Consider the following 26252-nt stretch of genomic DNA (forward strand, 5'->3'; position numbering starts at 1 on the left):
CGCTACCCCCCGGAGGCTCCATGGGACGGTACGTCGTCCGGCGTCTGCTGCAGATGATCCCGGTCTTCATCGGCGCCACCCTGCTCATCTTCCTGATGGTGAACGTCATGGGCGACCCCATCGCGGGCCTGTGCGGGGAACGGCAGTGCGACCCCGCCACGGCGGCTCAGCTGCGCCGTGACTTCGGCCTCGACAAGCCCGTGTGGCAGCAATACGCGACCTACATGGGCAAGGTGTTCACCGGCGACTTCGGCACCGCGTTCAACGGACAGCCGGTCACCGAGCTGATGGCCACGGCCTTCCCCGTCACGATCCGGCTCACCGTGGTGGCCATCCTCTTCGAGATCGTCATCGGCATCGCGCTCGGCGTGGTCACAGGTCTGCGCCGGGGGCGGCCCGTCGACACGACGGTGCTGCTGCTCACCCTCGTCGTGATCTCGGTACCGACCTTCGTCACCGGTCTGCTGCTCCAGCTGCTGCTCGGCGTCGAGTGGGGCTGGATCAGACCCTCGGTCTCCCCGGCGGCCGCCTTCGGCGAGCTGATCGTCCCGGGTCTGGTCCTCGCCTCCGTCTCGCTCGCCTACGTCACCCGGCTGACCCGGACCTCCATCGCCGAGAACAAGCGGTCCGACTACGTCCGCACGGCCGTCGCCAAGGGGCTGCCGCGCCACCGCGTGATCACCCGGCATCTGCTGCGCAACTCGCTCATCCCCGTGGTCACCTTCATCGGCACCGACATCGGCGCCCTCATGGGCGGCGCGATCGTCACCGAGCGGATCTTCAACATCCACGGCGTCGGCTACCAGCTCTACCAGGGGATCCTCCGGCAGAACACGCAGACGGTCGTCGGCTTCGTGACGATCCTCGTCCTCGTCTTCCTGGTCGCCAACCTGCTCGTCGACCTCCTGTACGCCGTACTCGACCCGAGGATCCGCTATGCATGACCAGCCGCCTGAGCGCGAGGGGGCCATCGCCGGTACCGGCATGGGCGGTGCGATGGACCTCGCAGCCAGCGAGGCGACCACCCTGGAGCCGCAGCGGAGAGCCGCCGGAGGACCTGCGGGGGGACCGGAGGGCGCGCCTTCCGCGGGCAAGCCACGCAGCCTGTGGTCCGACGCCTCGCGCGATCTGCGCCGCAACCCCGTCTTCATCGTCTCCGGACTCGTGATCCTCTTCCTCGTCCTCATCTCGATCTGGCCGTCCCTGATCACCTCGGGCAACCCCCTGCAGTGCGAACTCGCCAAGGCGCAGGAGGGCAGCCAGCCCGGACACCCGTTCGGATACGACGGTCAGGGCTGCGACGTGTACACCCGGACCGTGTACGGCGCCCGCACCTCGGTCACGGTCGGTGTCTGCGCCACGGTCGGCGTCGCGGTGCTCGGCTCGATCCTGGGCGGGCTCGCCGGATTCTTCGGCGGGGGATGGGACGCCGTCCTGTCCCGCGTCACCGACATCTTCTTCGCCATCCCGGTCGTCCTCGGCGGTCTGGTCCTGCTCTCCGTCGTGACCAGCAACACCGTCTGGCCGGTGATCGGGTTCATGGTGCTGCTCGGCTGGCCGCAGATCTCCCGTATCGCCCGTGGCTCGGTCATCACCGCCAAGCAGCACGACTACGTCCAGGCGGCCCGCGCCCTCGGCGCCTCCAACTCCCGTATCCTGCTGCGGCACATCGCGCCCAACGCGGTCGCGCCGGTGATCGTCGTCGCCACCATCGCCCTCGGCACGTACATCGCGCTGGAGGCGACCCTGTCGTACCTCGGCGTGGGACTGAGACCGCCGAGTGTGTCCTGGGGGATCGACATCTCCGCCGCCTCCCCGTACGTCCGCAACGCCCCGCACGCGTTGCTGTGGCCCTCCGGCGCGCTCGCGATCACCGTGCTCGCCTTCATCATGCTCGGCGACGCGGTGCGCGACGCCCTCGACCCCAGGCTGAGGTGACCGCCGTGCTGCTCGAAGTGCGCGACCTGCAGGTGGAGTTCCGCACCCGGGACGGGATCGCCAAGGCGGTCAACGGCGTCAGCTTCGCCGTGGACGCGGGCCAGACGCTCGCCCTGCTCGGCGAGTCGGGCTCCGGCAAGTCCGTCACCGCACAGGCCGTCATGGGGGTCCTCGACACACCGCCCGCCAGGATCACCGGGGGCGAGGTCCTCTTCCGGGGACAGGACCTGCTCGCCCTGAAGGAGGACCAGCGGCGCAGGATCCGCGGCGCCCGGATGGCCATGATCTTCCAGGACGCGCTGTCCGCCCTCAACCCCGTGCTCACCGTGGGTGAGCAGCTCGGCGAGATGTTCGTCGTGCACCGCGGCATGTCCAGGAGGGACGCCCGCGCGAGGGCCGTCGAGCTGATGGAACAGGTGCGGATCCCCGCTGCCGCCCAGCGGGTGCGTGACTACCCCCACCAGTTCTCCGGCGGTATGCGCCAGCGCATCATGATCGCCATGGCGATGGCGCTGGAGCCGGCGCTGATCATCGCCGACGAGCCGACCACGGCCCTCGACGTCACGGTCCAGGCCCAGGTGATGGACCTGCTCGCGGAGTTGCAGCGCGAGTACCGCATGGGCCTCATCCTGATCACCCACGACCTCGGTGTCGTCGCGGACGTCGCCGACCGGATCGCCGTGATGTACGCGGGCAAGATCGTGGAGTCGGCGCCCGTGCACGACATCTACAAGTCGCCCGCCCACCCCTACACCAGGGGACTGCTCGACTCGATCCCGCGACTCGACCAGAAGGGCCGTCGGCTCTACGCCATCAAGGGCCTCCCTCCGAACCTCATGAACATCCCGCCGGGCTGCTCCTTCAACCCCCGCTGCCCCATGGCCCGGGACGTGTGCCGCACCGACGTGCCGCCGCTCTACGAGGTGGCCGGTGACCACGGGGGCGAGCGGGTGAGCGCCTGCCACTTCTGGAGGGAGTGCCTGCATGGCCGGTCCTGAGCCGATTCTGGAAGTGCGCGGCCTGGTCAAGCACTACCCGCTCACCCGGGGGATCCTGTTCAAGAAGCAGGTGGGCTCCGTCAAGGCGGTGGACGGCGTCGACTTCACCCTGGGCCGGGGAGAGACGCTCGGCATCGTCGGCGAGTCCGGCTGCGGCAAGTCGACGGTCGCGCGGATGCTGGTCAATCTGGAGCGACCGACGGCCGGTTCGATCACCTACCGGGGCGAGGACATCACCAGGCTGTCCGGGCGCGCCCTGAAGGCCGTGCGGCGCAACATCCAGATGGTGTTCCAGGACCCGTACACCTCCCTCAACCCACGGATGACCGTGGGCGACATCGTCGGGGAGCCGTACGAGATCCATCCCGAGGCCGCGCCCAAGGGGGAGCGGCGCCGGCGGGTGCAGGAACTGCTCGACGTGGTGGGGCTCAACCCCGAGTACGTCAACCGCTACCCGCACCAGTTCTCCGGCGGCCAGCGCCAGCGGATCGGGATCGCCAGGGCGCTGGCGCTGCGCCCGGAGATCATCGTCGCCGACGAGCCGGTGTCGGCGCTCGACGTGTCCGTCCAGGCGCAGGTGATCAACCTGATGGCGGGGCTCCAGGACGAGTTCGGGCTGTCGTACGTCTTCATCGCGCACGACCTGTCGATCGTGCGGCACATCTCCGACCGGGTCGCGGTGATGTACCTCGGGCGCATCGTGGAGACCGGCAGGGACGCGGAGATCTACGAGCATCCGACGCACCCCTACACGCAGGCCCTGCTGTCGGCCGTCCCCGTGCCCGACCCGGAGGCGCGCGAGCGCCGGGAGCGGATCATCCTGAGCGGTGATGTGCCGTCCCCGGCGGCCATCCCCTCCGGCTGCCGCTTCCGCACCCGCTGCTGGAAGGCTCAGGAGCGGTGCGCCCTGGAGGTGCCGCCGCTCGCGGTGCCCGAGGAGTTCCGCCGTACGAGCGGACCGGCCGCGCACGATTCGGCGTGCCACTTCGCGGAGGAGAAGAGAGTGGTGCCGCCCGAGGAGCCGCCGGTGCCAGGCGATGCGCCGCACGAAGAGCGGCATAAGCGAACAAATGTGAACGAAGGTCGTTAACACGCAGGCAACTTGACTGACGCGGTACCGATATACGGACACAGGAGAGTGAACTGCGTACGGCCGTGCGGGTGCCGTAAACGAGCCGGGGTGCGCCATGTCACCCCGGCTCGTTCATTGCGCACGGGCCGGCGCCGCTCTCGCGGATACGGCCGGTGTTTCGCTGTGGTCCCTTGGCCGACCGTCGTTGTACCCCTTGAGAAATCCCTGCTCAGCCCAGGTTCAGAGCGCGCTTGAGGAAGTCCAGTTGGAGCAGCAGCAGGTTCTCCGCGACCGTTTCCTGAGGTGTCATGTGGGTCACCCCGGACAGCGGCAGCACCTCGTGCGGGCGGCCCGCGGCCAGGAGGGCCGAGGACAGGCGCAGGGAGTGGGCCACCACCACGTTGTCGTCCGCGAGGCCGTGGATGATCATCATCGGCCGGGCCGGATACGCGTCGTCGACAAGACCGGCGTCGTCGACCAGGGAGTTGCGCCGGTACACCTCGGGCTGCTGCACCGGGTGCCCCAGATAGCGCTCCTGGTAGTGGGTGTCGTACAGCCGCAGATCGGTCACCGGGGCGCCGACCACGGCCGCGTGGAACACGTCCGGGCGGCGCAGCGCCGCGAGCGCGGCGAGATAGCCGCCGAAGGACCAGCCGCGGATCGCGACCCGGGTTAGATCGAGCGGGAAGTCGCCGGCCAGGGCGTGGAGCGCGTCGACCTGGTCCTCCAGCACGACCGCCGCGAGGTCGTCCTTCACCGCCTTCTCCCAGGCGGGGGAGTGGCCCGGGGTGCCCCGGCCGTCCGCGACGATCACCGCGAAGCCCTGGTCGGCGAACCACTGGGAGGTCAGGTGCGGGTTGTGCGCGGCCACCACCCGCTGCCCGTGCGGGCCTCCGTAGGGGTCCATGAGGACGGGGAGGGAGGTGTCACCGTCGTAGTCCGTCGGCAGAAGCACGGCGCACGGAATTCGTCGTGCGCCCCCTTGTGCAAGCGTCACGCGCGGGGACAAACCCGGGTGTTCCGCGAACGACGCGACGCCGGCCACGCGCTTGCCGTCGTGCAGCACTTGCGCCTGGCTGCCCGCGCGGCCGAGTGTGGCGGAGATGAGCACGGTCACGCCCCCGGCGCGCACCGCCGTATGGACGCCGGGCTCCTGCGACACACGCTCCACACCGAGTTCGTTCACCCGGTACACATGGATCTCGCCGGTCTCCGGATCGGCCGCCGTCTCGCCCGCCGAGGCCGTGACGAGCACATCGTCGTCGGACACGTCGAGCACCGCGCGCACATGCAACTGTGCTCCGGTCAGGGGCCGTTCACCCACGGCGAGCACCCGTGCGCCGCCCTCGTCGGCGATCCGCACGAGCTGCCCTGAGGGGCTCCAGCACGGCACCCCAGGGAAAAGTTCAAGCCATTGTGGATCTTCGTCCGCGTGTACCATCCGAGTCGCCCCGGTGTCCGGGTCCACCGCCAGGAACAGCTGGCTGCGCTGGTCGCGTGCCTGCACCAGAATCAGTGGCGCACCCGCCGCTGACCAGTGCACTCGCGCCAGATACGGGTAGCCAGCCCGATCCCAGACGACCTCCGTGCGCGTCCCGTCGAGGCCCACGACGAACAGCCGCACCTCCGCGTTGTCCGTGCCCGCCGCCGGATATGCGACAGGCTGCGGCTCCCGCTCCGGATGTGCGGGATCGGAGATCCACCATCGGCGCACCGGCGTCTCGTCCACGCGCGCGACGAGCAGCCGGTCGGACTCCGGCGACCACCAGTAGCCGCGTGAACGCCCCATCTCCTCGGCCGCGATGAACTCGGCCAGCCCGTAGGTGACCGATCCCGGTTCCGTCTCCGGCTCCGCCTCGGCCAGCACCCGGTCGCCCTCGCCCTCGGCGCCGATCACCCGCAGGGCGCCCCGGGCGACATACGCGATGTGCCGTCCGTCGGGGGCGGGCCGGGGGTCGATCACCGGTCCGGGTACGGGCAGTTCACGTGCCGTGCCGACGCGCAGTTCGGCCGTGAAAAGCCGCCCTGACAAGGCGAAAGACGCCAACTCCACGGCGGCGTCGGTGGCGTAGCCGACGATGCCGGCACCGCCCTCGCGGCTGCGTTCGCGACGGGCGCGTTCCTCGGGTGGCAACTGCTCGGCGGTGCCTCCGAGAAGCGCACCCGGATCGGCCGCCGGGCGCTCCGCGCCGTCCGCCACATCGAGGACCCAGAGCTGGTGCGCGCGGTCCGCGCCGGACGCTGAGCGCAGGAACACCACGCGGGAGCCGTCGGGTGCGACGGTGAACGCACGCGGCGCGCCGAGCGTGAACCGCTGGGTCCGCGCGTGCCGTCGGGGGAAGGAATCAGACTCGGTCGTCATGCCACGACCATATTGGCCATGCGCCCCCTTGTGCGGCCGTGCGCCGACCGATGCGCACGTATGGATAGTTATGATCGCTGGCGCATGGTGGGTATGAACCCGCTGGCATCCGGGCGGACTTATCTGTGAGGACACGTCTGCCCGGATTCGTTGCCCCCATAGCCCGACCCCCGCGCCCCTGTGGATCTTTGGAGGTGAACCGCCGTGGCACTCTCGATTTCGGCGGTGGTGCTGCTGGCGATCATCGTCTTCTTACTGATCAAGAAGTCAGGGCTGAAGGCCGGGCACGCGATCGTCTGCATGCTGCTCGGGTTCTATCTCGCCTCCTCGACCGTCGCCCCGACGATCAGCGAGCTGACGACGAACATCGCCGGCATGATCGGCAGCATCAAGTTCTAGCGGCGCGCAGGGCGCGGGTCCGGCGACCGTGGGGACCGGGCTCAGTGCAGGGGTTCGGTCCTGGTCCTCGCATCCCCGCCCGCGCCTCCGTCCCATCCACAGACCCGACACCCCCCGCCCCGTCGCTTCCCGCCGTACCTCGCCCGCCTGCGGTGCCCCGGCGCTCCTCAGGGCCGCCACCGCCCTCCTGGACGGTCTGCCGGGCCCCAGGCGGGGGCGCTGTACGACCCAGGCCCGGAGAGGACCCGGCGCCTCGTAGGGTGGACCCCATGACGGATCTGCCCGACCGGCGTCTGCTCCTGGTGCACGCGCACCCGGACGACGAGTCGATCAACAACGGCGCGACCATGGCCAGATACGCGGCCGAGGGTGCCCGGGTGACGCTGGTGACCTGCACGCTCGGCGAGGAGGGCGAAGTCATTCCGCCGCCGCTCGCTCATCTCGCGGCGGACCGCGACGACACGCTGGGCCCCCACCGCGCCGGCGAACTGGCCGCCGCCATGGCCGCGCTCGGCGTCAGCGACCACCGCCACCTCGGTGGCCCCGGCCGCTACCGGGACTCCGGGATGATGGGCGCCCCGCAGAACAGCCGTCCGGAAGCCTTCTGGTCCGCGGATCCCGACGAGGCGGCCGGCCACCTGGTGGCGGTCGTCCGGGAGGTGCGCCCCCAGGTCCTCGTCACCTACGACCCCGACGGCGGCTACGGCCACCCCGACCACATCCAGGCCCATCGTGTCGCCATGCGGGCCGCCCGGCTGGCCGCCGACCCCGGCTTCAGGCCGGACCTCGGGGTGCCCTGGGAGATCGCCAAGATCTACTGGAACCGGGTGCCGCGCCGGGTGGCCGAGGCCGCCTTCGCGAGGCTTGCCGAGGCGCTCGACGACACCCCCTTCGCCAAGGCGGGGGCCGTCGAGGACGTCCCCGGCGTGGTCGGCGACGAGGTGATCACCACTGAGATCGACGGCACCGCGTTCGCCGCCGCGAAGGCCGCCGCGATGCGGGCGCACGCCACGCAGATCGAGGTCGCCGAGCCGTGGTTCGCCCTCTCCAACGCCCTCGCGCAGCCCCTGTTCACGACCGAGTACTACGAGCTGGTCCGTGGCGAGCAGACCGGGCCGGGGGGCCCCCCGGCCCAGGGTGCAGGGAGCGCCGAGGTCCGGGAGACGGACCTGTTCGAGGGAGCGGCGCCATGATGTCCACGAGCAAGCAGCAGAGCGCGCTCGCGCAGCCGCTGAAACCGCCCTCGGCCGGCCGGGCCGCCGCCTATCTGGGCCTGTTCGTGCTCGGCGCGGTGGTGGGGGCAGCGGGCGCGCTCGTGCAGGGCGGCTGGTTTCCCGGTGGGCTGCTCCTCGCGCTGGCAGGTGCGGCCGGGCTCTTCGTCGGCGGTGCCCGGGTCATGGGGACCCGGGCGGGGGCCGTCGCGCCCGCCGCGGGCTGGGTGGTCTCGGTCATCCTGCTCACCGCGAGCCGTCCAGAAGGAGATTTCCTGTTCGGTGCGGGCGTCGGGTCCTATCTTTTCCTGCTCGGTGGAATGGCCGTCGCTGTGATCTGTGCCACCCTCGCCCCTGGGCGGCCGGCAGGCGGCTCAGGCGTCCGACTCGGCAAGTGACGTACCACTTCGTCTCCCGGATCGCGGAATGCCCCCGGGGAAAACGGGGTGCGCGCGTAGGAGTACCGTGCGGGTTTCCTGACAGGCGCGGTCTGCGGACCACCTGCGGCCAGTATGGTGGTGCGCGCCGCCGAGCCTTCCCCGAGCCCCTGGCTTCGCTCGAGCACGGGAGGCCACCTGTTGAGGTCGAAACAGGCGGTGGAGCCAACCGGGAGAACCTGCCTTGAGTCGTGAAACTGACAGTTCGTCCGCCGGATCCAACGGGCGTGGCGGAGCCGCGTATCCGTCCGGGACGCCGCCGTACGGGACCCCCATGGCTTCCGAGGACGGTGTCGACGCGAGCCGTTCGGCCACGCGGCCGGAGGAACGAAAGACCGAGACCACACTGACGACCCGGATCCGGATCAACATCCCCGGATCACGGCCCATTCCGCCGGTCGTCGTGCGCACCCCCGTCGCGGAAGCCGACACCGCCGACACGACGGCCGAAGCGGCTGCCGACCCGCAGCCGACGAGCACCGTCACCCCGCTGAGTGCCCTCGACAGCACCGCGGAGCCCCCGGCGCCGGCCGGGGAGAAGACGAGCGACTGGTTCGCACCCCGCAAGCCCTCGGCGGCCAAGGGCCCGCAGGGCGGCGGCTCGACCGACGGCGCGGGTATGCCGGGAGGGTCCGGCATACAGGGGTCCGACGTGCCCGGCGGACTCGGCGCGGGCGGAGCGCGTCCGGGTGCTCCCGGCGCGAACGGCGTCGGTGCCATGCACCCTGGTGCTTCCGGTGCGCCGGGCGCCACGGGCGCACGGCCCGCAGGGGGCACGGGCGCCGCGGGCCCGCTGGGCGCACGCCCGGGCGCGACGAACGGCAGGGGGCTTCCGGGTGCCACCGGTGCGGGACCCGTCGCGCCGGGGCACGGCGGAGGCACCGGCTCCTTCGACGTCTCCGACGCCGTGGCCGCCACCACCGCCTCGTTGCCCGTCATAGGTCCCGAGGACGGCGCGGAGCCCAGCCGCGACGATCTGCCGTATTTCACGGAGGGCCCGCACGGCCCGTCCGGTCCCACCGGCGGCCCGGTCATCGGCGACGGCCCTGCCATCCCTCCCGCGGGTCCCACACCCGGCGGCCCCGGCCTGCCGGCACGGGGTCTCCCGGGGACGCCCGGCGCAGGCCAGAGCGGCCCGTACGGCCCTGGGGCACCGGGTGCGCCGGGCGCCGGCCCGGGCCAGGGCCGGCCCGGGGGCGGACTCAGCGACGACACCGCGATCCTCACCCCGCAGCAGCCGGCCCCCGCTCCGGGTGGCCAAGGCTACGGCCGCCCCGGCGACAACATTTCCGGGCACACGGTCACCAGCGGCATCCCGGTCGTCCCCGCGGGCGCCCAGAACGGCCCGTTCCCGGGCACGCAGTCCGACGGGCCCGTGCAGCACACGGCACCGAAGTTGCCCGAGCCGCCGAAGACCCAGAACTCCAAGAGCGCGAAGTCGGCCAGGAAGAAGGGCCGCAGCAAGCCGGTGCTCCTGATCGGCGGCCTGGTCTTCCTCGGCGGTGTCGCCTACGGCGCCGGGCTGCTGATGAACCACTCCGACGTGCCCAAGGGCACCACCGTGCTCGGTGTCGACATCGGTGGCGGAACCCGCGACGACGCGATCCAGAAGCTGGACTCCGCCCTGGGCAGCCGTACCGGCAAGCCGCTCGAACTGTCGGTGGACGGCAAGACGGTCGCCCTCAGGCCGGACCAGGCGGGCCTCCAGCTCGACAGCAAGGCCACCGTCGCCGCCGCCGCACAGAGCGACTACAACCCGGTGTCGGTGATCGGCTCCCTGTTCGGGCAGGAGCGCGTCATCGATCCCGTGATGCCGGTCGACAAGGAGAAGCTGCAGGCCGAACTGGAACGCGCCGCGGGCGGTGCCGGCTCGATGGTCGAGGGCACGGTCAAGTTCGAGTCGGGCAAAGCCGTCGCCGTGTACGGCAAGGCGGGCGAGGGCGTCGACGTCTCCGCTTCCACCGCGGCCGTCGAGCAGGCGTACCGCACCGAGGTGGAGACCGGCGCGAGCACGCCCGTGAAGGTGCCCACGACCACGCGCCGGCCGACGGTCTCCAACGCGGAGGTCGACCGGATGATGAAGGAGTTCGCGCAGCCCGCGATGTCCCAGAACGTGACGGTGCGCACGGACGCCGCCCACACGATCTCCTTCAGCCCCCGCAACTCCCTGTGGAAGTTCATCGGGGTGAAGGCCATCAACGGCAAGCTCGTCGACACGTACGACAAGGCGGCGCTGCAAGGGCTGTACGGCAACACCTTCGACGGTGTGCTCATCACCCGCGCCACCGGCCAGAAGACGGCGGTCACGGTGGAGGACGTGATCGGCGCGCTGCGGCCCGCGCTGCTCGGCAAGTCGCCGGCGGCCCGTATCGCGACGATCGACACGAACCCCAGCTGATCCGGATGACACGGGGGTGGCCGCCGGGAGCGGGCACCCCCGTCGTCGTGCCGGCCATATGACATCTGTCATGTGGGAGTCACGACACCTGGCACTGCTCCGCGGTACCACCGCGCGGCGACGATGGGGTCATGACGACGACAACTGCGGTCACCACAACGGTGGTCGCATTCGACCAGGTGACCAAGGCCTACGGCAGCGTCCGGGCCGTCGACGGTCTGACGCTCGACCTGCACCCGGGCGAGACGGTGGCCCTCCTGGGGCCCAACGGCGCGGGTAAATCCACCACTCTCGACCTGCTCCTCGGGCTCAAGCAGGCGGACAGCGGCACGGTCCGCGTGTTCGGGACCGGTCCGCGTGAAGCCATAGTCGCCGGACGCGTGGGCGCCATGCTGCAGAGCGGCGGCCTGATGGACGAGGTCACGGTCGCCGAACTGGTCAAGCTCGCCTGCGACCTGCACCCGAAGTCGTACAAGATCAACGATGTGCTCACTCGCGCGGGCATCGCGCAGATCGCCGACCGCAAGGTCAACAGGCTCTCCGGCGGCCAGGCCCAGCGCGTCCGCTTCGCCCTCGCCACCGCGGGCGACAGCGACCTCATCGTCCTGGACGAGCCGACCACCGGCATGGACGTCTCCGCCCGCCAGGCGTTCTGGGCCACCATGCGGGAACAGGCGGACGAGGGGCGTACGGTCCTGTTCGCCACGCACTACCTCGAAGAAGCCGATGCGATCGCCGACCGGGTGCTCGTCCTGCACCGCGGGCGCCTCCTCGCCGACGGGACCGCCGCCGAGATCAAGGCGAAGGCAGGTGCCCGCCGTATCTCCTTCGATCTGGAGGGCTCGATCGACGAGGCCCCGCTGCGCGCGCTGCCCTTCCTCACGGTGATGGACATCTCCGGGCAGACGGTCCGCATCCAGTCCACCGACGCCGACGCCACCGTCCACGCCCTGTACGGCCTTGGTGTCTACCCCCGCAATCTCGAAGTGGCCGGGCTCGGGCTCGAGCAGGCATTCGTCGCCATCACCGAGGCCGAGGAGGCCAAGCAGTCGTGAGCAGCCTGATCAAGCTGGAACTGGCAAGGGCCCTGCGCAACCGCAAGTTCCTGTTCTTCTCCGTGCTGTACCCGTCGCTCCTCTTCCTGCTCATCGCGGGCAAGGCCGACAGCGTGACCAAGGTCGACGGCACCGGCCTGACGATCCCGACCTACATGATGGTCTCGATGGCGTCCTTCGGCGCACTGACCGCCGTCCTGATGGGCAACAGCGAGCGCATCGCCAAGGAGCGCGAGAGCGGCTGGGTCCGGCAGCTGCGGCTGACCCCCCTTCCGGGGCGCGGCTACGTCCTCGCCAAGACCGCCAGCGCGGCCGTCGTCAGCCTGCCGTCCATCGTGATCGTCTTCGTGGTCGCCGCAGCCGTGAAGCACGTCCGCCTCGAGGCCTGGCAGTGGCTCGCCCTCACCGGCGCGATCTGGGCCGGCAGCCTCGTCTTCGCCGCCCTCGGCGTGGCCATCGGCTATCTCGCCAGCGGGGACGCGGTCCGCCCGATCACGATGATCATCTACTTCGGGCTGTCGCTGCTGGGCGGCCTGTGGATGCCCTCGACCACCTTCCCGCAGTGGCTGCAGGACATCGCCAAGTGGCTGCCCACCCACGCGTACGCTGCTCTGGGGCAGGCCATCGAGGAGAGCCGGGCCCCGCACGCACAGGACATCGCCATCCTCGTCGCCTTCTTCGCCCTGTTCGCGGGCGGCGCGGCCTGGCTGTACCGGAAGGACACCTTGAAGGCGTGAGCGCCATGACGGACGACCTGCGGTCCGGCGAGGTCCGGTCGGAGCGGCTGATACGCCTGAGTCAGCCGCCCCGCAACCGGCCTGAGCTGCTGCGCAAGACGCTGTGGATCGGTGTCTGGCTGGTCTTCCTCAGCTCGCCGGTCCACGACCTCGCCTCCGGCAACCACACCACCGGCGGCACCGTGGCCGGCTGGCTGGGCCTCGCGGCCTTCGTCGGGGTCTACCTCACGCTGGTCTTCCGCAACATGGGCCGGCCGTTCTCCGGGACGTACGTCAGCATCCTCATCGTCCTTCTCGCCGCGCTCGCCGCCCTGCTCTGCTTCACACTCGGCTCGGCCTGGATCGGCCTCTTCGTCTACGTCTCCGTCGCCTGCGGGGCGGCCCTGCCGCTTCGTACGGCCTACTGGGCGATCCCGGCGACGACCGCCGAGATGCTGCTCGTCGGACTGCACATCGGCGAGAAGCACGCGTGGAACATGATCCTCCTGGTGCTGCTCATCGGGTTCGCGATGACAGGCGTCGGCCAGCTGGTGCGCACGACGATCGAGTTGCGCAAGGCCCGGGCCACCGTCGCCCAGCTCGCGGCCAACGAGGAGCGGCTGCGTCTGGCCCGCGATCTGCACGACCTGCTCGGGCACTCGCTGTCCCTGATCACCCTGAAGAGCGAGCTCGCCGGACGTATGCTCCCCGACCACCCCGACAAGGCAGCCCAGCAGGTCGCCGACATCGAACAGGTCAGCCGCCAGGCCCTCGTCGATGTGCGCGAGGCGGTCGCGGGCTACCGGCGTCCGCGCCTGGCAGCCGAACTCGCGGGAGCGCAGGTCGCCTTGACGGCGGCCGCGGTCACCGCCGACGTACCCGCGGAGCCCGACCTCTCCGGTGTCGCCCGGGACAGCGAGTCCGCCCTCGCCTGGGCGCTGCGCGAGGCGGTCACCAACGTCGTGCGGCACAGCGGCGCGGCGCGCTGCACAGTGGAGGTGCTCAGGCGGCAGACCCTGGACGGGCAGGTACTGGAGCTCTCCGTGGACGACGACGGCTCCGGCGGCTCGGGCAAGGGCCCGGGCAACGGCCTGACCGGCCTGACCGAGCGGCTGGAGAAGGCCGGCGGGACGCTGGAGGCGGGCCGCGTGAAGCACGGCTTCCGGCTGGTCGCGCGCGTGCCCGTGGGCGGCGCCAGGCCGTAGGATCCGGGGCATGAGCCGCACGATCAAGGTCCTGCTCGCCGAGGACCAGTCGATGGTCCGGGAGGCGCTGGCCGCCCTGCTGGGTCTGGAGGAGGACATCGAGGTCGTCGCCCAAGTCGCCCGTGGCGACGAGGTGCTGGCGGCGGCGCGCGCCCACGACGTGGACGTGGCGCTCCTGGACATCGAGATGCCCGGTGCGACCGGGATCGAGGCGGCGGCCGGGCTCCAGCGGGAGCTTCCGGCCCTCAAGGTGGTCGTCCTCACCACCTTCGGGCGTCCCGGCTATCTGCGCTCGGCGATGGAGGCGGGTGCCGACGCCTTCCTGGTGAAGGACGCGCCGGCGGCCCAACTCGCCGAGGCGGTGCGGAAGGTGCTTGCCGGCGAGCGCGTCATCGACCCCACGCTGGCCGCGGCCGCCCTGGCCGACGGCGCCAACCCGCTGACCGACCGCGAACGTGACGTCCTGCGCGCGGCGGCGGACGGCTCCACCAACGCGGAGCTGGCCGCGGCCCTGCACCTGTCCCAGGGCACGGTCCGCAACTATCTCTCCACGGCCATCCAGAAACTGGCCGTACGCAACAGGGCGGAGGCCGTCCGGATCGCACGGGAGAAGGGCTGGCTGTAGCCGCCTGGCCCGGGTGCGATCCCGAAGGAGCGGGGAGGCCTCAGTTCAGCCTTGCCCGGGCCGCCCGGGCCTGCCCCCGCACCTGATCGGCCGCCGTTTCGTCGACGGCGGACACCAGGTCGGCGTAGGCGTCGAGCTCCACGGCTCCCTGTACGAAGTCTCCCCGCTGGACCAGCAGCTGCGCGTGCTCGTAGCGCAGCCGGGCCGGATGCGCGGGGAGCAGCAACGACAACTCGACCGCCCACAGGGCCACATCGGACCGCTCGGGCCGGGCGGCGGCCCACGCGCGGATGTTGTTCAGCACTCGCAGCACGACGTCCAGTGAATCCGCGGGCGCCAGCATCGACGGGTCGAGCGGCGCTCCCGTGGCCCCGGCGACCAGCATCTCGGCGTCGCTGCCGGTCAGCACCCGCCCCCCGTCGAAGGGGTCGGCCAGCACCTGGTCCTCCTGCGACCCGAACCCGACGACGAAGTGCCCGGGCAGCGCGACCCCGTACACCGGCGCACCGGCCCGCCGGGCCACCTCGATCCACACCACCGAGAGCAGGATCGGCAGCCCCTGCCGCCGCCGCAGCACCTCGTGCAGCAGCGAGGACTGCAGCCGCTCGTAGTCGGCGAGCGTGCCGTGGAAGCCGTAGCGCGCCCCGAGGAGGTCGGCGAGCGCGACGGCCCAGGAACGGGGGCCGCCCGGCCTGAACGGGAGCTGTCCGGCCAGCCGGTCCAGCTCCATCTGCGCGCCGTCCATCCCCGCCTCGTCCAGCGTTCCGTCCGCGGCGGCTCCCACGAGCAGGCAGAGGGTCGTGAGATCGGGCTGCGCGCAGCGGGCCTCCTCGCCGAACCGCCGACGCACCTCGGCAACCCGTTCCGGCTCCGGGGGATAGGGGGATTGCATGACGGCCTCGAAACCTCTCACCCCACCGGGCCGGACCGCGCGACCGCCGGGCCGCCCGCGTCCGGACCGCGGGAGCCCTCCGGCTCCCGGTAGTGGTGATAAGCATGATGCGCCCCGAAGCCGAGTCGTGCGTACAGGGCCCGGGCGCCCGCGTTGTCCCTCTCCACCTGGAGCCACGCCGCCGAGGCGCCCTCGTCGAGGGCCTGCCGGGCCAGCGCGGCCATCACGGCGGTGGCCAGTCCCCGGCGACGCAGGTCCGGGTCGACCTCCACCGCCCCGAAGCCGGCCCACCGGCCGTCCACCACGCACCGCCCGATCGCCGCCAAAGGCGCGCCCTCCGGCCCCGGTACCGTCGCGAACCAGACCGAGGGCCCGCTGCCCAGCACCCTCAGGGCCACCTCGCCGAGACCCTTGCGCTGATAGCGGGCGAGCCACGTCTCGTCGGCCGTGCGCGAGAGCACCACCCCCGGGGCCTCACGGTCCGCCACGGGCGCCAGGGCACCGGTCCACAGCTCCGCGGTCACCTCCCGCGTCCACCCCCGGGCCTCCAGTTCCGCGCACAGCAGCTCCTGGGTGCCCTCCGCCCCCGTCGCCGTCTGCAGGTACGCGGGCAGGCCGCGGGCCGCGTACCAGCTCCGCACGGCCGTCAGGGCCTCGTCCAGCGGGAGCCGGGGGTCACCGAGCGGCAGCACGGAATTGGCCCGGCGCGTGAATCCGGCGGCGGCACGCAGCTCCCAGTCACCGAGGCGCTCCCGTTCGACCGGCTGCCAGGCCCGGGCGGAGATCCGCGCGAGCTCTTCGTACGACGTCGTCGGGCCCGTACGGCGGACCGGAGCAGGGGGCACCACCTTGCCCGCGACCAGGGAAGACTCCGTGATCCGGACGGTCTCTCCGTCGCGTTGCGTGATCAGCAGCACACCCTTGTCCCATGATGTGAGAACTCCGACCGTGTCGGTGAACTTCTCACCCTCGGTGGCATGTTCGCTCCACCGCCGTACGGAGACGCGTTTCCCCACGTCAGCAGTGGTGATACGGACCACGAGCCGTCCGCCCGCAGAGATTTCCACAGGTCAGTTCACCCCTCCTGTTCGGATCATGCCCAGGAACGGAGATACTAGGTGCGGGCATCGACGACGCCGCGCTCCCGCGCGCCAGGCGGCGGAGCCTGAGGAGGCCCGCCAGCGCCCTACCGAGGAGGAACGACAGCGTGACCTACGTCATCGCAGAGCCTTGTGTCGACGTCAAGGACAAGGCGTGCATCGAGGAGTGCCCGGTCGACTGCATCTACGAGGGCCAGCGGTCCTTGTACATCCACCCGGACGAATGCGTCGACTGTGGAGCCTGCGAGCCGGTATGCCCGGTCGAGGCGATCTTCTACGAGGATGACACGCCCGAGGAGTGGAAGGACTACTACAAGGCGAACGTCGAGTTCTTCGACGAGCTCGGCTCGCCCGGTGGCGCCAGCAAGCTGGGGCTGATCGAGCGCGATCACCCCTTCATCGCGGCGCTGCCCCCGATGAACCAGTAAGCGGCCCGCACAGCCGGCTTCAGCGGCCCGGAAGCCGATGAGCCGGTGCCGTCTCGGTCCCGTACGGCGCCCGCGCCGGACGGGACCGTGGCGTTTGGCGCCCGTACGCTCGTAGGGGGTGTCCGTCGTACCCAGAAAGTGAGCCCGATCCCCGTGTCCGCAGTATCCGACCGCCTTCCGGTCTTCCCCTGGGACAAGCTCGAGCCGTACAAGAAGACGGCCGCCGCGCACCCGGGCGGAATCGTCGACCTGTCCGTCGGCACCCCGGTCGACCCGGTCCCCGAGCTGATCCAGAAAGCGCTTGTCGCGGCCGCGGACTCCCCGGGCTATCCGACGGTCTGGGGGACGCCCGAGCTGCGGGACGCGATCACGGGCTGGCTGGAGCGCCGCCTCGGCGCCCGTGACGTCACCCACCGCCATGTCCTGCCCATCGTCGGCTCCAAGGAGCTCGTGGCCTGGCTCCCGACCCAGCTCGGCCTCGGCCCCGGCGACACGGTCGCCTATCCGCGCCTGGCCTACCCGACCTACGAGGTCGGCGCGCGCCTGGCCCGCGCGGACCATGTGGCATACGACGACCCGACCGAGCTGGACCCCGCGAACCTGAAGCTGCTCTGGCTCAACTCGCCGTCGAACCCGACGGGCAGGGTGCTGGCCAAGGAGGAGCTCACCCGGATCGTGGCCTGGGCGCGTGAGCACGGCGTCCTGGTCTTCTCCGACGAGTGTTACCTCGAGCTGGGCTGGGAGGCCGACCCGGTCTCGGTCCTGCACCCGGACGTCTGCCAGGGGTCGTACGAGGGCATCGTCGCGGTCCACTCCCTGTCCAAGCGGTCGAACCTGGCGGGCTACCGGGCGGCGTTCCTCGCGGGCGACCCGGCGGTGCTGGGCCCCCTCCTGGAGATCCGCAAGCACGGCGGCATGATGACCTCGGCGCCGACCCAGGCCGCGGTCGTGGCCGCGCTGGGCGACGATACGCATGTCCGCGAGCAGCGTGAGCGCTACGCGGCCCGCCGCACGGTCCTGCGGGACGCCCTCCTGAAGCACGGCTTCCGCATCGAGCACAGCGAGGCGAGCCTGTATCTGTGGGCGACCCGCGACGAGTCCTGCTGGGACACGGTCGCCCACCTCGCCGACCTGGGGATCCTGGTCGCCCCGGGGGACTTCTACGGCCCCGCGGGCGAGACGTTCGTACGGGTGGCCCTCACGGCGACGGACGAGCGCGTCGCGGCAGCGGTGGAGCGGCTGTAAGGCCCCGATACGAACAGGAGGGGCCCAGGGCGGCTCCCTGGACCCCTCCGTCGTGGCGCTGTGCCACTCAGCCACCCAACGGCAGACCCTGCACCGGCAGCTGCCGACCCGGCAGTCCGGTCTTGGCGGCACCGCCGAGCAGACCGCCGGCCTGCCCCGCCGCGTCCCCGGCCGCCTTCTGCGCCATCGGCGCCGCGGTTCCGACGAGCCTGCCGCCGGCGTTGTTCGCGGCCGGGACGGCCTGCTTGACCGCCTTGCCGCCGGCCTGGACCGCCTGGCCACCGGCGTCACCCGCGAGCCCGGAGACCTTCTGGGTCGCGCTGTCGACGGTGGTGCCGACCTGCGCGTTGTCCAGCGCGGTCAGCCCGGCGAGGTTCGGGGTGGCCGGCAGATCGGTCGTCGCCGCGCTGGCGGAGCCGGCCGCACCGACCACGGGCGCCGCTCCCGCTGCGATCAGCAGCGCGGCACGGGCGATCCGGCGGGTCAGGGGGAGGGACATGATGCTCCTTAGACGGGAGAGAACGGTGAAGTGCCCGGCTCTGTCCGGCAGTTGATCATTCCGGGCTCGGACGCAGTGACTACCGCTCGAAGCCCGCGAAGGTTGCGGTGCGCCCATGTAAAGAGTTGGCAATGCGTCGCATTATCGGCTGGGGATGAAATCGGGCAAACGGCATCTCGCCGGAAAGCCTGCCGAATCCCTGCAGCCCTTTGTTCTCAAGGATTTCGGGGTCTGCAGGGGGACGCGTGAAAAAGGCGGCGCGCCTCGTCGACGAGGCGCGCCGCGCACAACTCGGAGGGGTGAGAACCCGTACTGCTGCCCGATCTACTCGCCGGTGACGATACGGACTTCGGCGGCCGCCGCCTTGGCGTCCGACCCACCCGCCGTACGCCACTCGTTCGCGAAGCCTCCGCGCGACCACTCACGGCCGTCGAAGGAGACGCGGGCGATGTGCAGCGCCGACGAGTTCGCCACGGCCCAGTGCGCCAGCTCCCAGCCGCGCTGGCGGACGGTGCCCGAGGCGGTGGACTTCCGGGGCACCGGGACCGTCACCGCGTTGCCGGCCGACTTCGCGGTCACGGTGGAGGAGGCCGAGGGCCGGTGGGCGCCCACCTCCGCACCGGCCGTCTGGAGCACATCGCGCCCGAAGTCCCTTACCAGCGCGGCCCGTACCGCGTCCGGGCCTCCGGCCGCCGTCGGCGCCGGGCGTCCCTGGCAGGTGAGCGTGGCGGGCGACCTGCCGGTGAGCGCGTCGGCGAGCAGCCTGGCGTCCGGCTCGTGCTTCGCGTACGCCTCCGGATAGCCGCTGCGCTGCACACGCTGCGCGGCGACGGTCAGCGGCAGCTGCTTGTAGTCGGGCACCTTGGCCAGGTGCTGGTAGAAGACGCCCGCCGCGTACGTCGGGTCCATGATCTGGTCCCGGCTGCCCCAGCCCTGTGATGGGCGCTGCTGGAACAGGCCGAGCGAGTCCCGGTCGCCGTGCTCGATGTTGCGCAGGCCCGACTCCTGGAGCGCGGTCGCGAGCGCGATGGTCACCGCCCGCTCGGGCAGGCCGCGAGTGGTGCCGACGGCGGAGATCGTCGCCGCGTTGACCGCCTGCTCCGGGGTGAAGTCGTACGACGTCCCGTCGGTCTCGCCCGAGACGACCGTGCATCTGGGCGCGGCGGAGCCGGTGAGGTACTGGACGACGAGATAGCCCGCGACGGCGAGCAGGGCCACGAAAGCCGCCCCGAAACGGAGAAGGCGGCCGCGACGTTTGAGGTTGGGGGACGGCTCTGGCACGCGTACAAGGTACTGGAGGCGCCTCGGGACGCCGCCCGAGGTTGTGGACTACTCGTGGGGCAGCGGGCGCGGTCCGGCGCGCTAGGGTCGACATCATGGCCGATACCCCTCTTGACCTCACGCTGGACGCCGCGCGGCTGACCGCGCAGCTCGTCGACTTCCCCTCCGAGAGCGGCGGTGAGAAGCCCCTCGCGGACGCGATCGAAAGCGCACTGCACGCCCTGCCGCACCTGGCGGTCGAGCGGTACGGCAACAACGTCGTGGCGCGGACGGGCCTGGGGCGGCCGGAGCGCGTCATCCTGGCGGGACACATCGACACGGTCCCGATCGCGGACAACGTGCCCTCCCGCCTGGACGCGGACGGCGTGCTGTGGGGGTGCGGCACCTGCGACATGAAGTCGGGCGTCGCCGTTCAGCTCCGTATCGCGGCGACGGTCCCGGAGCCCAACCGCGACCTCACGTTCGTCTTCTACGACAACGAAGAGGTCGACGCCCACCTGAACGGTCTGGGACATGTGGCCAAGGCCCATCCCGACTGGCTGGAGGGCGACTTCGCGGTGCTGCTGGAGCCCTCCGACGGCCAGGTCGAGGGCGGCTGCCAGGGCACGCTGCGGGTGCTGCTGAAGACGAGGGGCGAGCGGGCGCACTCGGCGCGCAGCTGGATGGGCGCGAACGCGATCCACGCGGCGGCCCCGATCCTGGCCCGCCTGGCCGCGTACGAGCCGCGGTACCCGGTGATCGACGGCCTGGAGTACCGGGAGGGACTGAACGCGGTCGGCGTCTCGGGCGGGGTGGCGGGGAACGTGATCCCCGACGAGTGCGTGGTCACGGTCAACTTCCGTTACGCCCCGGACCGCACCGAGGAGGAGGCGGTCGCCCACGTCCGCGAGGTCTTCGCGGACTGCGGGATCGACGAGTTCGTCGTGGTCGACCACAGCGGCGGGGCGCTGCCCGGCCTCTCGCACCCGGCTGCCGCGGCGTTCATCGAAGCCGTGGGCGGCACCCCGCAGCCCAAGTACGGCTGGACGGACGTCTCCCGTTTCAGCGCGCTCGGCGTCCCGGCCGTCAACTACGGCCCGGGCAACCCGCACTTGGCGCACAAGCGGGACGAGCGTGTGGAGACGGCGAAGATCCTCGCCGGCGAGGAGCGCCTGAGGGCCTGGCTGACGTCCTGACCTGCTGCGAATGTGGGGACCGCGGCCCATGGCGGACATGCACACGTCCCCCGTCCTTAACCAGCGTGGATCTACGCTGGGGAGGAACCACCCCCGAGCGGAGGGAGCGCACATGCCTACTGGCAACCCCGAGGGGAAGAAGGTGCCGCCGGACGAGCAGCGGCTCGGTCCGGTGCTGCGCCGGCGGGACCAGGTGAAGACGAGTACCACGGACCAGCGGCTGTTGGACGAGCGCGCTCCCACCGACTGGGTGCACACCGACCCCTGGCGGGTCCTCCGGATCCAGTCGGAGTTCGTCGAGGGCTTCGGCACCCTGGCCGAACTCCCGCCCGCGATCAGCGTGTTCGGCTCGGCCCGGACCCCGGTGGACTCGGCCGAGTACGAGGCCGGAGTCCGGCTCGGGCGGGAACTGGTGCGGGCGGGCTGGGCGGTGATCACCGGCGGTGGCCCGGGCGCGATGGAGGCGGCGAACAAGGGCGCCTGCGAGGCGAAGGGCGTCTCGGTCGGCCTCGGCATCGAGCTGCCCTTCGAGCAGGGGCTGAACCCGTACGTCGACATCGGCCTGAACTTCCGCTACTTCTTCGTGCGCAAGATGATGTTCGTCAAGTACGCGCAGGGATTCGTGGTGCTGCCGGGCGGCCTCGGCACATTGGACGAGTTCTTCGAGGCCCTGACCCTGGTCCAGACCCAGAAGGTGACCCGCTTCCCGATCGTCCTCTACGGCAAGGCGTACTGGGGCGGTCTGGTGGACTGGCTGACGAACACCCTGGTGGCCCAGGGCAAGGCCTCGCAGAAGGACCTGCTCCTGTTCCACCTGACGGACGACGTGGACGAGGCCGTCGAGCTGGTCTCCAAGGAGGCGGGCCGCTAGGTCCCGGTGGACGCCGGGGCCGGGGGGAGCCCCGCGACGGGCGGGCCGGCGGGACCGGGACCCCGGCACCCGGCGGGGCTACGCCAGACCGCGGCGGGCGACCGCCGGCGGGCGATGGCCCGCGATCGACGCCACCATGTCCAGGACCTCGCGCGTCTCCGCCACCTCGTGCACCCGGTACACCTGTGCTCCCAGCCACGCCGACACGGCCGTCGTCGCCAGGGTCCCCAGCACCCGTTCCTTCACCGGCCTGTCCAGCGTCTCGCCCACGAAGTCCTTGTTGGACAGCGACACCAGCACCGGCCATCCCGTCGCGACCATCTCGTCCAGCCGCCGCGTCGCCTCCAGGCTGTGCCGCGTGTTCTTCCCGAAGTCATGGCCCGGGTCGATCAGGACCGACTCGCGTGGCACCCCGAGCGCCACCGCCCGCTCCGCCAGCCCCAGGGTCACCTTCAGGATGTCCGCCATCACGTCGTCGTACGTCACCCGGTGCGGACGCGTCCGCGGCTGCGCACCTCCGGCGTGGGTGCACACCAGCCCCACCCGGTACCGTGCCGCGACCTCCGCGAGCCGTGGATCGACCCCGCCCCACGCGTCGTTCAGCAGATCCGCGCCCGCCTCGCACACCGCCTCGCCGACCTCGTGGCGCCAGGTGTCCACGCTGATCACCAGATCCGGGAAGCGCCGCCGTACCTCGGCGACGAAACCGACCGTCCGCCGCGCCTCCTCCTCGGCCGTGACCTCTTCTCCCGGTCCGGCCTTGACCCCGCCGATGTCGACGATCGCGGCGCCCTGGGCGACCGCCTGCTCCACACGCGCCAGGGCGGGCTCGTCGTGGAACGTGGCCCCCTGGTCGTAGAAGGAGTCGGGGGTCCGGTTCACGATCGCCATGATCACCGGCTCGTGTGCGCCGAATTCCCGCCTGCCCAGCCTGAGCATCTCCTGTGACCTCTCCCAGTACGTCCCGTTCCTCGGCCGCCTGCGACCTTAATCGTCAGCCTGGCATGGCACGATCTGACCGAGACACAATCGACATCGGCACTTCGCGCCGGCGCACCGCGCGCCGGCACCGAGCGTGGGGACCTCACTGATGCTCATGTTCCTGTTCCTGGTCGTCGCGCTCGCCGTCGTGGTGGCCGCGGTGACACTGGCCGTGGTGGGCGGCGGCGAGGGCGCACCCCTGCCGGAGGCGGCGCCCGAGCGGTTCGAGGACCCGCTGCCGCCGGACCGCCCGGTCGGCCGCGCGGACGTGGAGGCCCTGCGTTTTCCGCTCGCCCTGCGTGGCTACCGCATGGCGGACGTGGACGACGCGCTCGGCCGCCTCGGCGCCGAGATCGCCGAACGGGACGCCCGCATCGCCGACCTGGAGTCCGCGCTCGCCAGTGCCCGCGCGTCCAGAGCCGCCACCGAGGAGCGGGGCGAGGGGGACCACCGATGAGCGGCGCCGCCGTGGCCGGGCCGGACGGTGTGCTGCGCTGCCCGTGGGCCCTGTCCGCCGAGGACTACGTGGCGTACCACGACGAGGAGTGGGGCCGCCCGGTCCACGGGGACGACGCGCTGTACGAGCGGCTGTGCCTCGAGGCCTTCCAGTCCGGTCTGTCGTGGATCACGATCCTGCGCCGCCGCGAAGGTTTCCGGTCAGCCTTCGCCGACTTCCGGATCGCCAAGGTGGCCTCCTTCACGGAAGCCGACCAGGAGCGTCTGCTCGCCGACTCCGGCATCATCCGCAATCGCGCCAAGATCGAGGCGACGCTCGCCAACGCGCGCGTGCTGGCCGACTGGGCGCCGGGCGAGCTGGACGAAATGATCTGGTCGTACGCGCCCGACGGGGCCTCGCGCCCGGCGCCGAAGTCCCTCGGCGACGTGCCCGCCGTCACCGCCGAGTCGACGGCCCTGTCCAAGGCCCTCAAGAAGCGCGGCATACGGTTCGTCGGCCCGACGACGGCGTACGCGCTGATGCAGGCGTGCGGGCTGGTGGACGACCACCTGGCCGACTGCGCCGCCCGGAGCACCTGACCCGGGCGGCACGAAGCCGCCTCAGTGGCCCACGTACTTCGGCTTCTCCTTGTTGACGAACGCCTGCACCGCGATGCCGTGGTCGTGTGAGGCACCCGCGCGGCCCTGCAGTTCGTCCTCCTTCTCGAGGGCCTCGTCGAGGGAGTGGGAGAGCCCGTAGGCGATGGACTCCTTCAGCGCGGCGTACGCGAGCGTCGGGCCCTCGGCCAGCGACCGGGCCACCTTCTCCGCCTCCGCACGCAGCTCGGAGGCGGGGACCAGACGGTTCGCGATTCCCCACTCGTAGGCCTGCTGGGCGCTGATGCTCCGCGGGAAGAGCAGCAGGTCGGCGGCGCGGGAAGGACCGACGACGCGCGGCAGCGTCCAGGAGGTCCCGGAGTCGGCGGTGAGCGCCACCCCGGCGAACGACGTGTTGAAGGCCGCCGTGTCCGCGACGATCCGGTAGTCCGCGGCGAGCGCGAATCCGAAGCCGGCTCCGGCCGCGACCCCGTTCACGCCGGCGACCACCGGCTTCGCCGCTCCGGTCAGCGCCCGGACGATGGGGTTGTAGTGCTCCCGTACGGTGCTCATCACCGCGGTGCCGGAGCCCGCGTCCTGGGCCTGGAGCAGGCCGATGTGCTCCTTGAGGTCTTGCCCCACGCAGAACGCCCGGTCCCCGGCGGCGGTCAGCAGGATCGCCCGTACGGCCTCGTCGGCCGCCGCCTCTTGAGCCGCGTCCCGCAGGGCGGCCTTGGTCGCGATGTTCAGCGCGTTCATCGCCTCCGGACGGTTCAGCGTGATCGTCGCGAGTCCGTCGCTCACTTCGTAGAGCACGGTGTCGGCCATGGTGGTCCCCTCTGGTGTCACGGCTCCGTCGTACCGGTCGGTACGTCCTGCGTCGAAGACAGCATGGCGGAGATCACCGCCAGGGAAACGAGGCGCACGTGTGACCTGCGTCAAAGAATTGCCCGCCAGGTCCGGACGGTGGGTGTCCGTGCAAGAGCGCAGTATCACAGTCACATCGCCGAATTGAGTGGTTTTGCTCGCGCGTGTTGCCCAAGCGATGCCGACTCATGTTGGTCATCGGGTCCTGAGATGCGGGATAATGGCTTGGAAGCAATGTGTTCGATGCCGGTGTCGCGTGTCCCGTGTAGGACCGTGTGCCCTTCAAGGGCCGTCGGCTGACGTGAGCTGGTTTCAGGAAGGGGAACGAGCATGGCGGCCATGAAGCCGCGGACGGGCGACGGCCCGCTCGAGGTGACCAAGGAGGGGCGGGGCATCGTCATGCGCGTTCCGCTCGAAGGCGGCGGTCGGCTCGTCGTCGAGCTGACCCCTGACGAGGCCGACGCGCTTGGCGACGCCCTCAAGAAGGTCGTCGGCTGACGCGCAAGCGACCCCAGTTCTCGGTAGCCCCGGCATCGTACGCGGTGCCGGGGTCGCTGTTTTGCAGGGGTGGGGCATCGCGTTGCCACGGGCCGGAATGCCTGCCCGGGGGAGCGGAGTCCTCACCCTTTTGCGGTGCGCGGCCTCAGCGCTTGACCCCGCACAGCAGCCCGTCGCCCACCGGAAGCAGCGAGGGCATCAGGTCCGGGCTCTCGCGCACCGCCCGCAGCAGTTCCCGCAGGCGCAGCACCTCGGTGGGCTGCGGCCCGGAGTCCACCGTGCGGCCGTTGGCGAAGACACCCTCGAAGACGACCAGCCCGCCGGGGCGTAGCAGGCGCAACGATTCAGCGAGGTAGTCGAGGACCTCGAGCCGGTCGCCGTCGCAGAAGACGAGGTCGTAGCCCGCGTCCGCGAGCCGGGGCAGCACGTCCAGGGCCCGGCCGGGGATGAACCGGGCGCGGTTGCTCGCGAAGCCGCAGGCCCTGAAGGCCTGGCGGGCGAACTGCTGGTGCTCCGGTTCCGGGTCCACGGTGGTCAGCACCCCGTCCGGCCGCATGCCGTGCAGCAGATGGATCCCGGAGACGCCGCATCCGGTCCCGATCTCCGCCACCGCCTTGGCGTCCACGGTGGCGGCGAGCATCCGCAGCGCGGCGCCCGCGCCGGGAGACACCGAGCGCAACCCCGCTTCACGGGCTCGGTCGCGGGCCCAGTGCAGTGCGTCGTCCTCGGCGACATAGGCGTCGGCGAACGCCCAGTTCGTCTGCCGGTTGCCGGTAATGACCCTCTCCTGTCCCCGTGATTGCCTGGGCGTGACTGTATCCGTTGGCCCCGGGAACCCGCAGATGGGACCGGGCGTTTAGGAGAGTGGAAAGAGAAGCGGGGGAACGACGGGGGGAACGGATGGACCCGGACGCCGAGCAAGTGATGACGCAGCCACATCACCTCACATCAAATTCACGTAAAACCG

Annotated in this window: 27 protein-coding genes; 19 read left to right on the forward strand and 8 right to left on the reverse strand. The window is 71.3% G+C overall.

Features of this window, described 5'->3' with window-relative positions; all coding sequences use genetic code 11:
* The first annotated feature begins 20 nt into the window (after positions 1-20).
* Genes ACWDA7_RS07980 through ACWDA7_RS07995 form a run of 4 tightly spaced genes read left to right on the forward strand, consistent with a single transcriptional unit; the run spans position 21 to position 4026 of the window.
* Positions 21-944: an ABC transporter permease subunit gene (locus ACWDA7_RS07980; RefSeq protein WP_432932151.1), complete on the forward strand. Its 924-nt coding sequence runs from the start codon at positions 21-23 to the stop codon at positions 942-944.
* Positions 937-1938, forward strand: a complete 1002-nt coding sequence (locus ACWDA7_RS07985) for an ABC transporter permease (protein ID WP_450603316.1) — start codon at positions 937-939, stop codon at positions 1936-1938. The genes ACWDA7_RS07980 and ACWDA7_RS07985 overlap by 8 nt, the downstream gene beginning before the upstream one ends.
* 5 nt (positions 1939-1943) lie before the next feature.
* Positions 1944-2936: an ABC transporter ATP-binding protein gene (locus tag ACWDA7_RS07990; protein WP_450603318.1), complete on the forward strand. Its 993-nt coding sequence runs from the start codon at positions 1944-1946 to the stop codon at positions 2934-2936.
* The gene (locus tag ACWDA7_RS07995; protein ID WP_450603319.1) at positions 2923-4026 is read left to right on the forward strand and encodes an ABC transporter ATP-binding protein; all 1104 of its coding nucleotides are present in this window, start codon (positions 2923-2925) and stop codon (positions 4024-4026) included. Before ACWDA7_RS07990 ends, ACWDA7_RS07995 begins: the two co-directional genes overlap by 14 nt.
* A 211-nt stretch (positions 4027-4237) precedes the next feature.
* Here ACWDA7_RS07995 and ACWDA7_RS08000 read toward each other — a convergent pair whose 3' ends face one another.
* Entirely contained in the window at positions 4238-6370 is a 2133-nt protein-coding gene (locus ACWDA7_RS08000; protein ID WP_450603320.1) for a prolyl oligopeptidase family serine peptidase, read from the reverse strand.
* Positions 6371-6574: 204 nt separating this feature from the next.
* Here ACWDA7_RS08000 and ACWDA7_RS08005 point away from each other — a divergent pair, with 204 nt between their 5' ends.
* The 8 genes from ACWDA7_RS08005 to ACWDA7_RS08040 all read left to right on the forward strand — a co-directional run bounded on the left by ACWDA7_RS08005 (position 6575) and on the right by ACWDA7_RS08040 (position 14416).
* Positions 6575-6769, forward strand: a complete 195-nt coding sequence (locus ACWDA7_RS08005; protein ID WP_003992731.1) for a hypothetical protein — start codon at positions 6575-6577, stop codon at positions 6767-6769.
* A 269-nt stretch (positions 6770-7038) separates the two neighbouring features.
* The gene (gene mshB, locus ACWDA7_RS08010) at positions 7039-7962 is read left to right on the forward strand and encodes an N-acetyl-1-D-myo-inositol-2-amino-2-deoxy-alpha-D-glucopyranoside deacetylase (protein ID WP_450603321.1); all 924 of its coding nucleotides are present in this window, start codon (positions 7039-7041) and stop codon (positions 7960-7962) included.
* Positions 7959-8378, forward strand: coding sequence for a DUF6113 family protein (locus ACWDA7_RS08015; RefSeq protein WP_450603322.1), 420 nt, complete (start codon positions 7959-7961; stop codon positions 8376-8378). Before mshB ends, ACWDA7_RS08015 begins: the two co-directional genes overlap by 4 nt.
* Before the next feature lie 223 nt (positions 8379-8601).
* Positions 8602-10815 carry a hypothetical protein gene (locus tag ACWDA7_RS08020; RefSeq protein WP_450603323.1) on the forward strand — a complete coding sequence of 738 codons (2214 nt, stop codon included), beginning with the start codon at positions 8602-8604 and terminating at the stop codon, positions 10813-10815.
* 131 nt (positions 10816-10946) lie between these two features.
* The gene (locus ACWDA7_RS08025) at positions 10947-11870 is read left to right on the forward strand and encodes an ABC transporter ATP-binding protein (RefSeq protein WP_450603325.1); all 924 of its coding nucleotides are present in this window, start codon (positions 10947-10949) and stop codon (positions 11868-11870) included.
* Positions 11867-12607, forward strand: a complete 741-nt coding sequence (locus ACWDA7_RS08030; RefSeq protein ID WP_450603326.1) for an ABC transporter permease — start codon at positions 11867-11869, stop codon at positions 12605-12607. Before ACWDA7_RS08025 ends, ACWDA7_RS08030 begins: the two co-directional genes overlap by 4 nt.
* Complete coding sequence (locus tag ACWDA7_RS08035) at positions 12604-13791, forward strand: sensor histidine kinase (protein WP_450603327.1); 1188 nt, start codon at positions 12604-12606, stop codon at positions 13789-13791. Before ACWDA7_RS08030 ends, ACWDA7_RS08035 begins: the two co-directional genes overlap by 4 nt.
* A 10-nt stretch (positions 13792-13801) precedes the next feature.
* A complete protein-coding gene (locus ACWDA7_RS08040; protein ID WP_359396688.1) occupies positions 13802-14416 on the forward strand; it encodes a response regulator transcription factor in 615 nt (204 codons plus the stop codon).
* Positions 14417-14456: 40 nt separating this feature from the next.
* On the opposite strand, the gene ACWDA7_RS08045 is transcribed toward ACWDA7_RS08040, so the two are convergent.
* Both ACWDA7_RS08045 and ACWDA7_RS08050 read right to left on the reverse strand, forming a co-directional pair.
* Complete coding sequence (locus tag ACWDA7_RS08045; RefSeq protein WP_450603328.1) at positions 14457-15308, reverse strand: transglutaminase-like domain-containing protein; 852 nt, start codon at positions 15306-15308, stop codon at positions 14457-14459.
* 17 nt (positions 15309-15325) lie between these two features.
* Positions 15326-16375 carry a GNAT family N-acetyltransferase gene (locus tag ACWDA7_RS08050; protein WP_450603329.1) on the reverse strand — a complete coding sequence of 350 codons (1050 nt, stop codon included), beginning with the start codon at positions 16373-16375 and terminating at the stop codon, positions 15326-15328.
* A 140-nt stretch (positions 16376-16515) separates the two neighbouring features.
* On the opposite strand from ACWDA7_RS08050, the gene fdxA reads away from it, so the two are divergent.
* Together fdxA and ACWDA7_RS08060 are read left to right on the forward strand one after the other, a co-directional pair.
* Positions 16516-16836 (forward strand): ferredoxin, encoded by a 321-nt coding sequence (fdxA, locus tag ACWDA7_RS08055; RefSeq protein ID WP_043443616.1) that lies wholly within the window; start codon positions 16516-16518, stop codon positions 16834-16836.
* Positions 16837-16989: 153 nt separating this feature from the next.
* On the forward strand, positions 16990-18081 hold the full coding sequence (locus ACWDA7_RS08060; protein ID WP_450603330.1) for a bifunctional succinyldiaminopimelate transaminase/glutamate-prephenate aminotransferase: 1092 nt from the start codon (positions 16990-16992) through the stop codon (positions 18079-18081).
* 67 nt (positions 18082-18148) lie between these two features.
* Here the strand turns inward: ACWDA7_RS08060 and ACWDA7_RS08065 are convergent, their stop codons facing one another.
* The gene (locus ACWDA7_RS08065; protein ID WP_432932178.1) at positions 18149-18580 is read right to left on the reverse strand and encodes an ATP-binding protein; all 432 of its coding nucleotides are present in this window, start codon (positions 18578-18580) and stop codon (positions 18149-18151) included.
* A 324-nt stretch (positions 18581-18904) separates the two neighbouring features.
* A complete protein-coding gene (locus ACWDA7_RS08070) occupies positions 18905-19861 on the reverse strand; it encodes a heavy metal transporter (RefSeq protein WP_450603331.1) in 957 nt (318 codons plus the stop codon).
* A gap of 95 nt (positions 19862-19956) precedes the next feature.
* On the opposite strand from ACWDA7_RS08070, the gene dapE reads away from it, so the two are divergent.
* Both dapE and ACWDA7_RS08080 read left to right on the forward strand, forming a co-directional pair.
* Entirely contained in the window at positions 19957-21036 is a 1080-nt protein-coding gene (dapE, locus tag ACWDA7_RS08075) for a succinyl-diaminopimelate desuccinylase (protein ID WP_450603332.1), read from the forward strand.
* A gap of 112 nt (positions 21037-21148) precedes the next feature.
* Positions 21149-21907: an LOG family protein gene (locus tag ACWDA7_RS08080; RefSeq protein WP_450603333.1), complete on the forward strand. Its 759-nt coding sequence runs from the start codon at positions 21149-21151 to the stop codon at positions 21905-21907.
* A gap of 78 nt (positions 21908-21985) precedes the next feature.
* Here ACWDA7_RS08080 and folP read toward each other — a convergent pair whose 3' ends face one another.
* Positions 21986-22846, reverse strand: coding sequence for a dihydropteroate synthase (folP, locus tag ACWDA7_RS08085; protein ID WP_450603334.1), 861 nt, complete (start codon positions 22844-22846; stop codon positions 21986-21988).
* Between the two features lie 151 nt (positions 22847-22997).
* On the opposite strand from folP, the gene ACWDA7_RS08090 reads away from it, so the two are divergent.
* The gene (locus tag ACWDA7_RS08090) at positions 22998-23345 is read left to right on the forward strand and encodes a DivIVA domain-containing protein (RefSeq protein WP_450603335.1); all 348 of its coding nucleotides are present in this window, start codon (positions 22998-23000) and stop codon (positions 23343-23345) included.
* Positions 23342-23923, forward strand: a complete 582-nt coding sequence (locus ACWDA7_RS08095) for a DNA-3-methyladenine glycosylase I (RefSeq protein ID WP_450603336.1) — start codon at positions 23342-23344, stop codon at positions 23921-23923. The genes ACWDA7_RS08090 and ACWDA7_RS08095 overlap by 4 nt, the downstream gene beginning before the upstream one ends.
* A 21-nt stretch (positions 23924-23944) precedes the next feature.
* Here the strand turns inward: ACWDA7_RS08095 and chcB are convergent, their stop codons facing one another.
* Positions 23945-24748: a 2-cyclohexenylcarbonyl CoA isomerase gene (gene chcB, locus ACWDA7_RS08100; protein WP_450603337.1), complete on the reverse strand. Its 804-nt coding sequence runs from the start codon at positions 24746-24748 to the stop codon at positions 23945-23947.
* Positions 24749-25117: 369 nt separating this feature from the next.
* Here chcB and ACWDA7_RS08105 point away from each other — a divergent pair, with 369 nt between their 5' ends.
* Positions 25118-25285, forward strand: a complete 168-nt coding sequence (locus ACWDA7_RS08105; RefSeq protein WP_003966491.1) for a DUF3117 domain-containing protein — start codon at positions 25118-25120, stop codon at positions 25283-25285.
* A 145-nt stretch (positions 25286-25430) separates the two neighbouring features.
* Here ACWDA7_RS08105 and ACWDA7_RS08110 read toward each other — a convergent pair whose 3' ends face one another.
* Positions 25431-26129: an O-methyltransferase gene (locus ACWDA7_RS08110; protein WP_450603379.1), complete on the reverse strand. Its 699-nt coding sequence runs from the start codon at positions 26127-26129 to the stop codon at positions 25431-25433.
* Positions 26130-26252 lie beyond the last annotated feature (123 nt).

The sequence above is a fragment of the Streptomyces sp. NPDC001156 genome, from assembly GCF_053598275.1.

What these genes read in the sequence shown, in the direction of transcription:
- ACWDA7_RS07980 (WP_432932151.1), top strand. Translation starts at nt 21, where the DNA reads ATGGGACGGTACGTCGTCCGGCGTCTGCTGCAGATGATCCCGGTCTTC.
- ACWDA7_RS07985 (WP_450603316.1), top strand. Translation starts at nt 937, where the DNA reads ATGCATGACCAGCCGCCTGAGCGCGAGGGGGCCATCGCCGGTACCGGC.
- ACWDA7_RS07995 (WP_450603319.1), top strand. Translation starts at nt 2,923, where the DNA reads ATGGCCGGTCCTGAGCCGATTCTGGAAGTGCGCGGCCTGGTCAAGCAC.
- ACWDA7_RS08000 (WP_450603320.1), bottom strand. Translation starts at nt 6,370, where the DNA reads ATGACGACCGAGTCTGATTCCTTCCCCCGACGGCACGCGCGGACCCAG.
- mshB (WP_450603321.1), top strand. Translation starts at nt 7,039, where the DNA reads ATGACGGATCTGCCCGACCGGCGTCTGCTCCTGGTGCACGCGCACCCG.
- ACWDA7_RS08015 (WP_450603322.1), top strand. Translation starts at nt 7,959, where the DNA reads ATGATGTCCACGAGCAAGCAGCAGAGCGCGCTCGCGCAGCCGCTGAAA.
- ACWDA7_RS08025 (WP_450603325.1), top strand. Translation starts at nt 10,947, where the DNA reads ATGACGACGACAACTGCGGTCACCACAACGGTGGTCGCATTCGACCAG.
- ACWDA7_RS08040 (WP_359396688.1), top strand. Translation starts at nt 13,802, where the DNA reads ATGAGCCGCACGATCAAGGTCCTGCTCGCCGAGGACCAGTCGATGGTC.
- ACWDA7_RS08045 (WP_450603328.1), bottom strand. Translation starts at nt 15,308, where the DNA reads ATGCAATCCCCCTATCCCCCGGAGCCGGAACGGGTTGCCGAGGTGCGT.
- ACWDA7_RS08065 (WP_432932178.1), bottom strand. Translation starts at nt 18,580, where the DNA reads ATGTCCCTCCCCCTGACCCGCCGGATCGCCCGTGCCGCGCTGCTGATC.
- dapE (WP_450603332.1), top strand. Translation starts at nt 19,957, where the DNA reads ATGGCCGATACCCCTCTTGACCTCACGCTGGACGCCGCGCGGCTGACC.
- ACWDA7_RS08080 (WP_450603333.1), top strand. Translation starts at nt 21,149, where the DNA reads ATGCCTACTGGCAACCCCGAGGGGAAGAAGGTGCCGCCGGACGAGCAG.
- folP (WP_450603334.1), bottom strand. Translation starts at nt 22,846, where the DNA reads ATGCTCAGGCTGGGCAGGCGGGAATTCGGCGCACACGAGCCGGTGATC.
- ACWDA7_RS08090 (WP_450603335.1), top strand. Translation starts at nt 22,998, where the DNA reads ATGCTCATGTTCCTGTTCCTGGTCGTCGCGCTCGCCGTCGTGGTGGCC.
- ACWDA7_RS08095 (WP_450603336.1), top strand. Translation starts at nt 23,342, where the DNA reads ATGAGCGGCGCCGCCGTGGCCGGGCCGGACGGTGTGCTGCGCTGCCCG.
- chcB (WP_450603337.1), bottom strand. Translation starts at nt 24,748, where the DNA reads ATGGCCGACACCGTGCTCTACGAAGTGAGCGACGGACTCGCGACGATC.
- ACWDA7_RS08105 (WP_003966491.1), top strand. Translation starts at nt 25,118, where the DNA reads ATGGCGGCCATGAAGCCGCGGACGGGCGACGGCCCGCTCGAGGTGACC.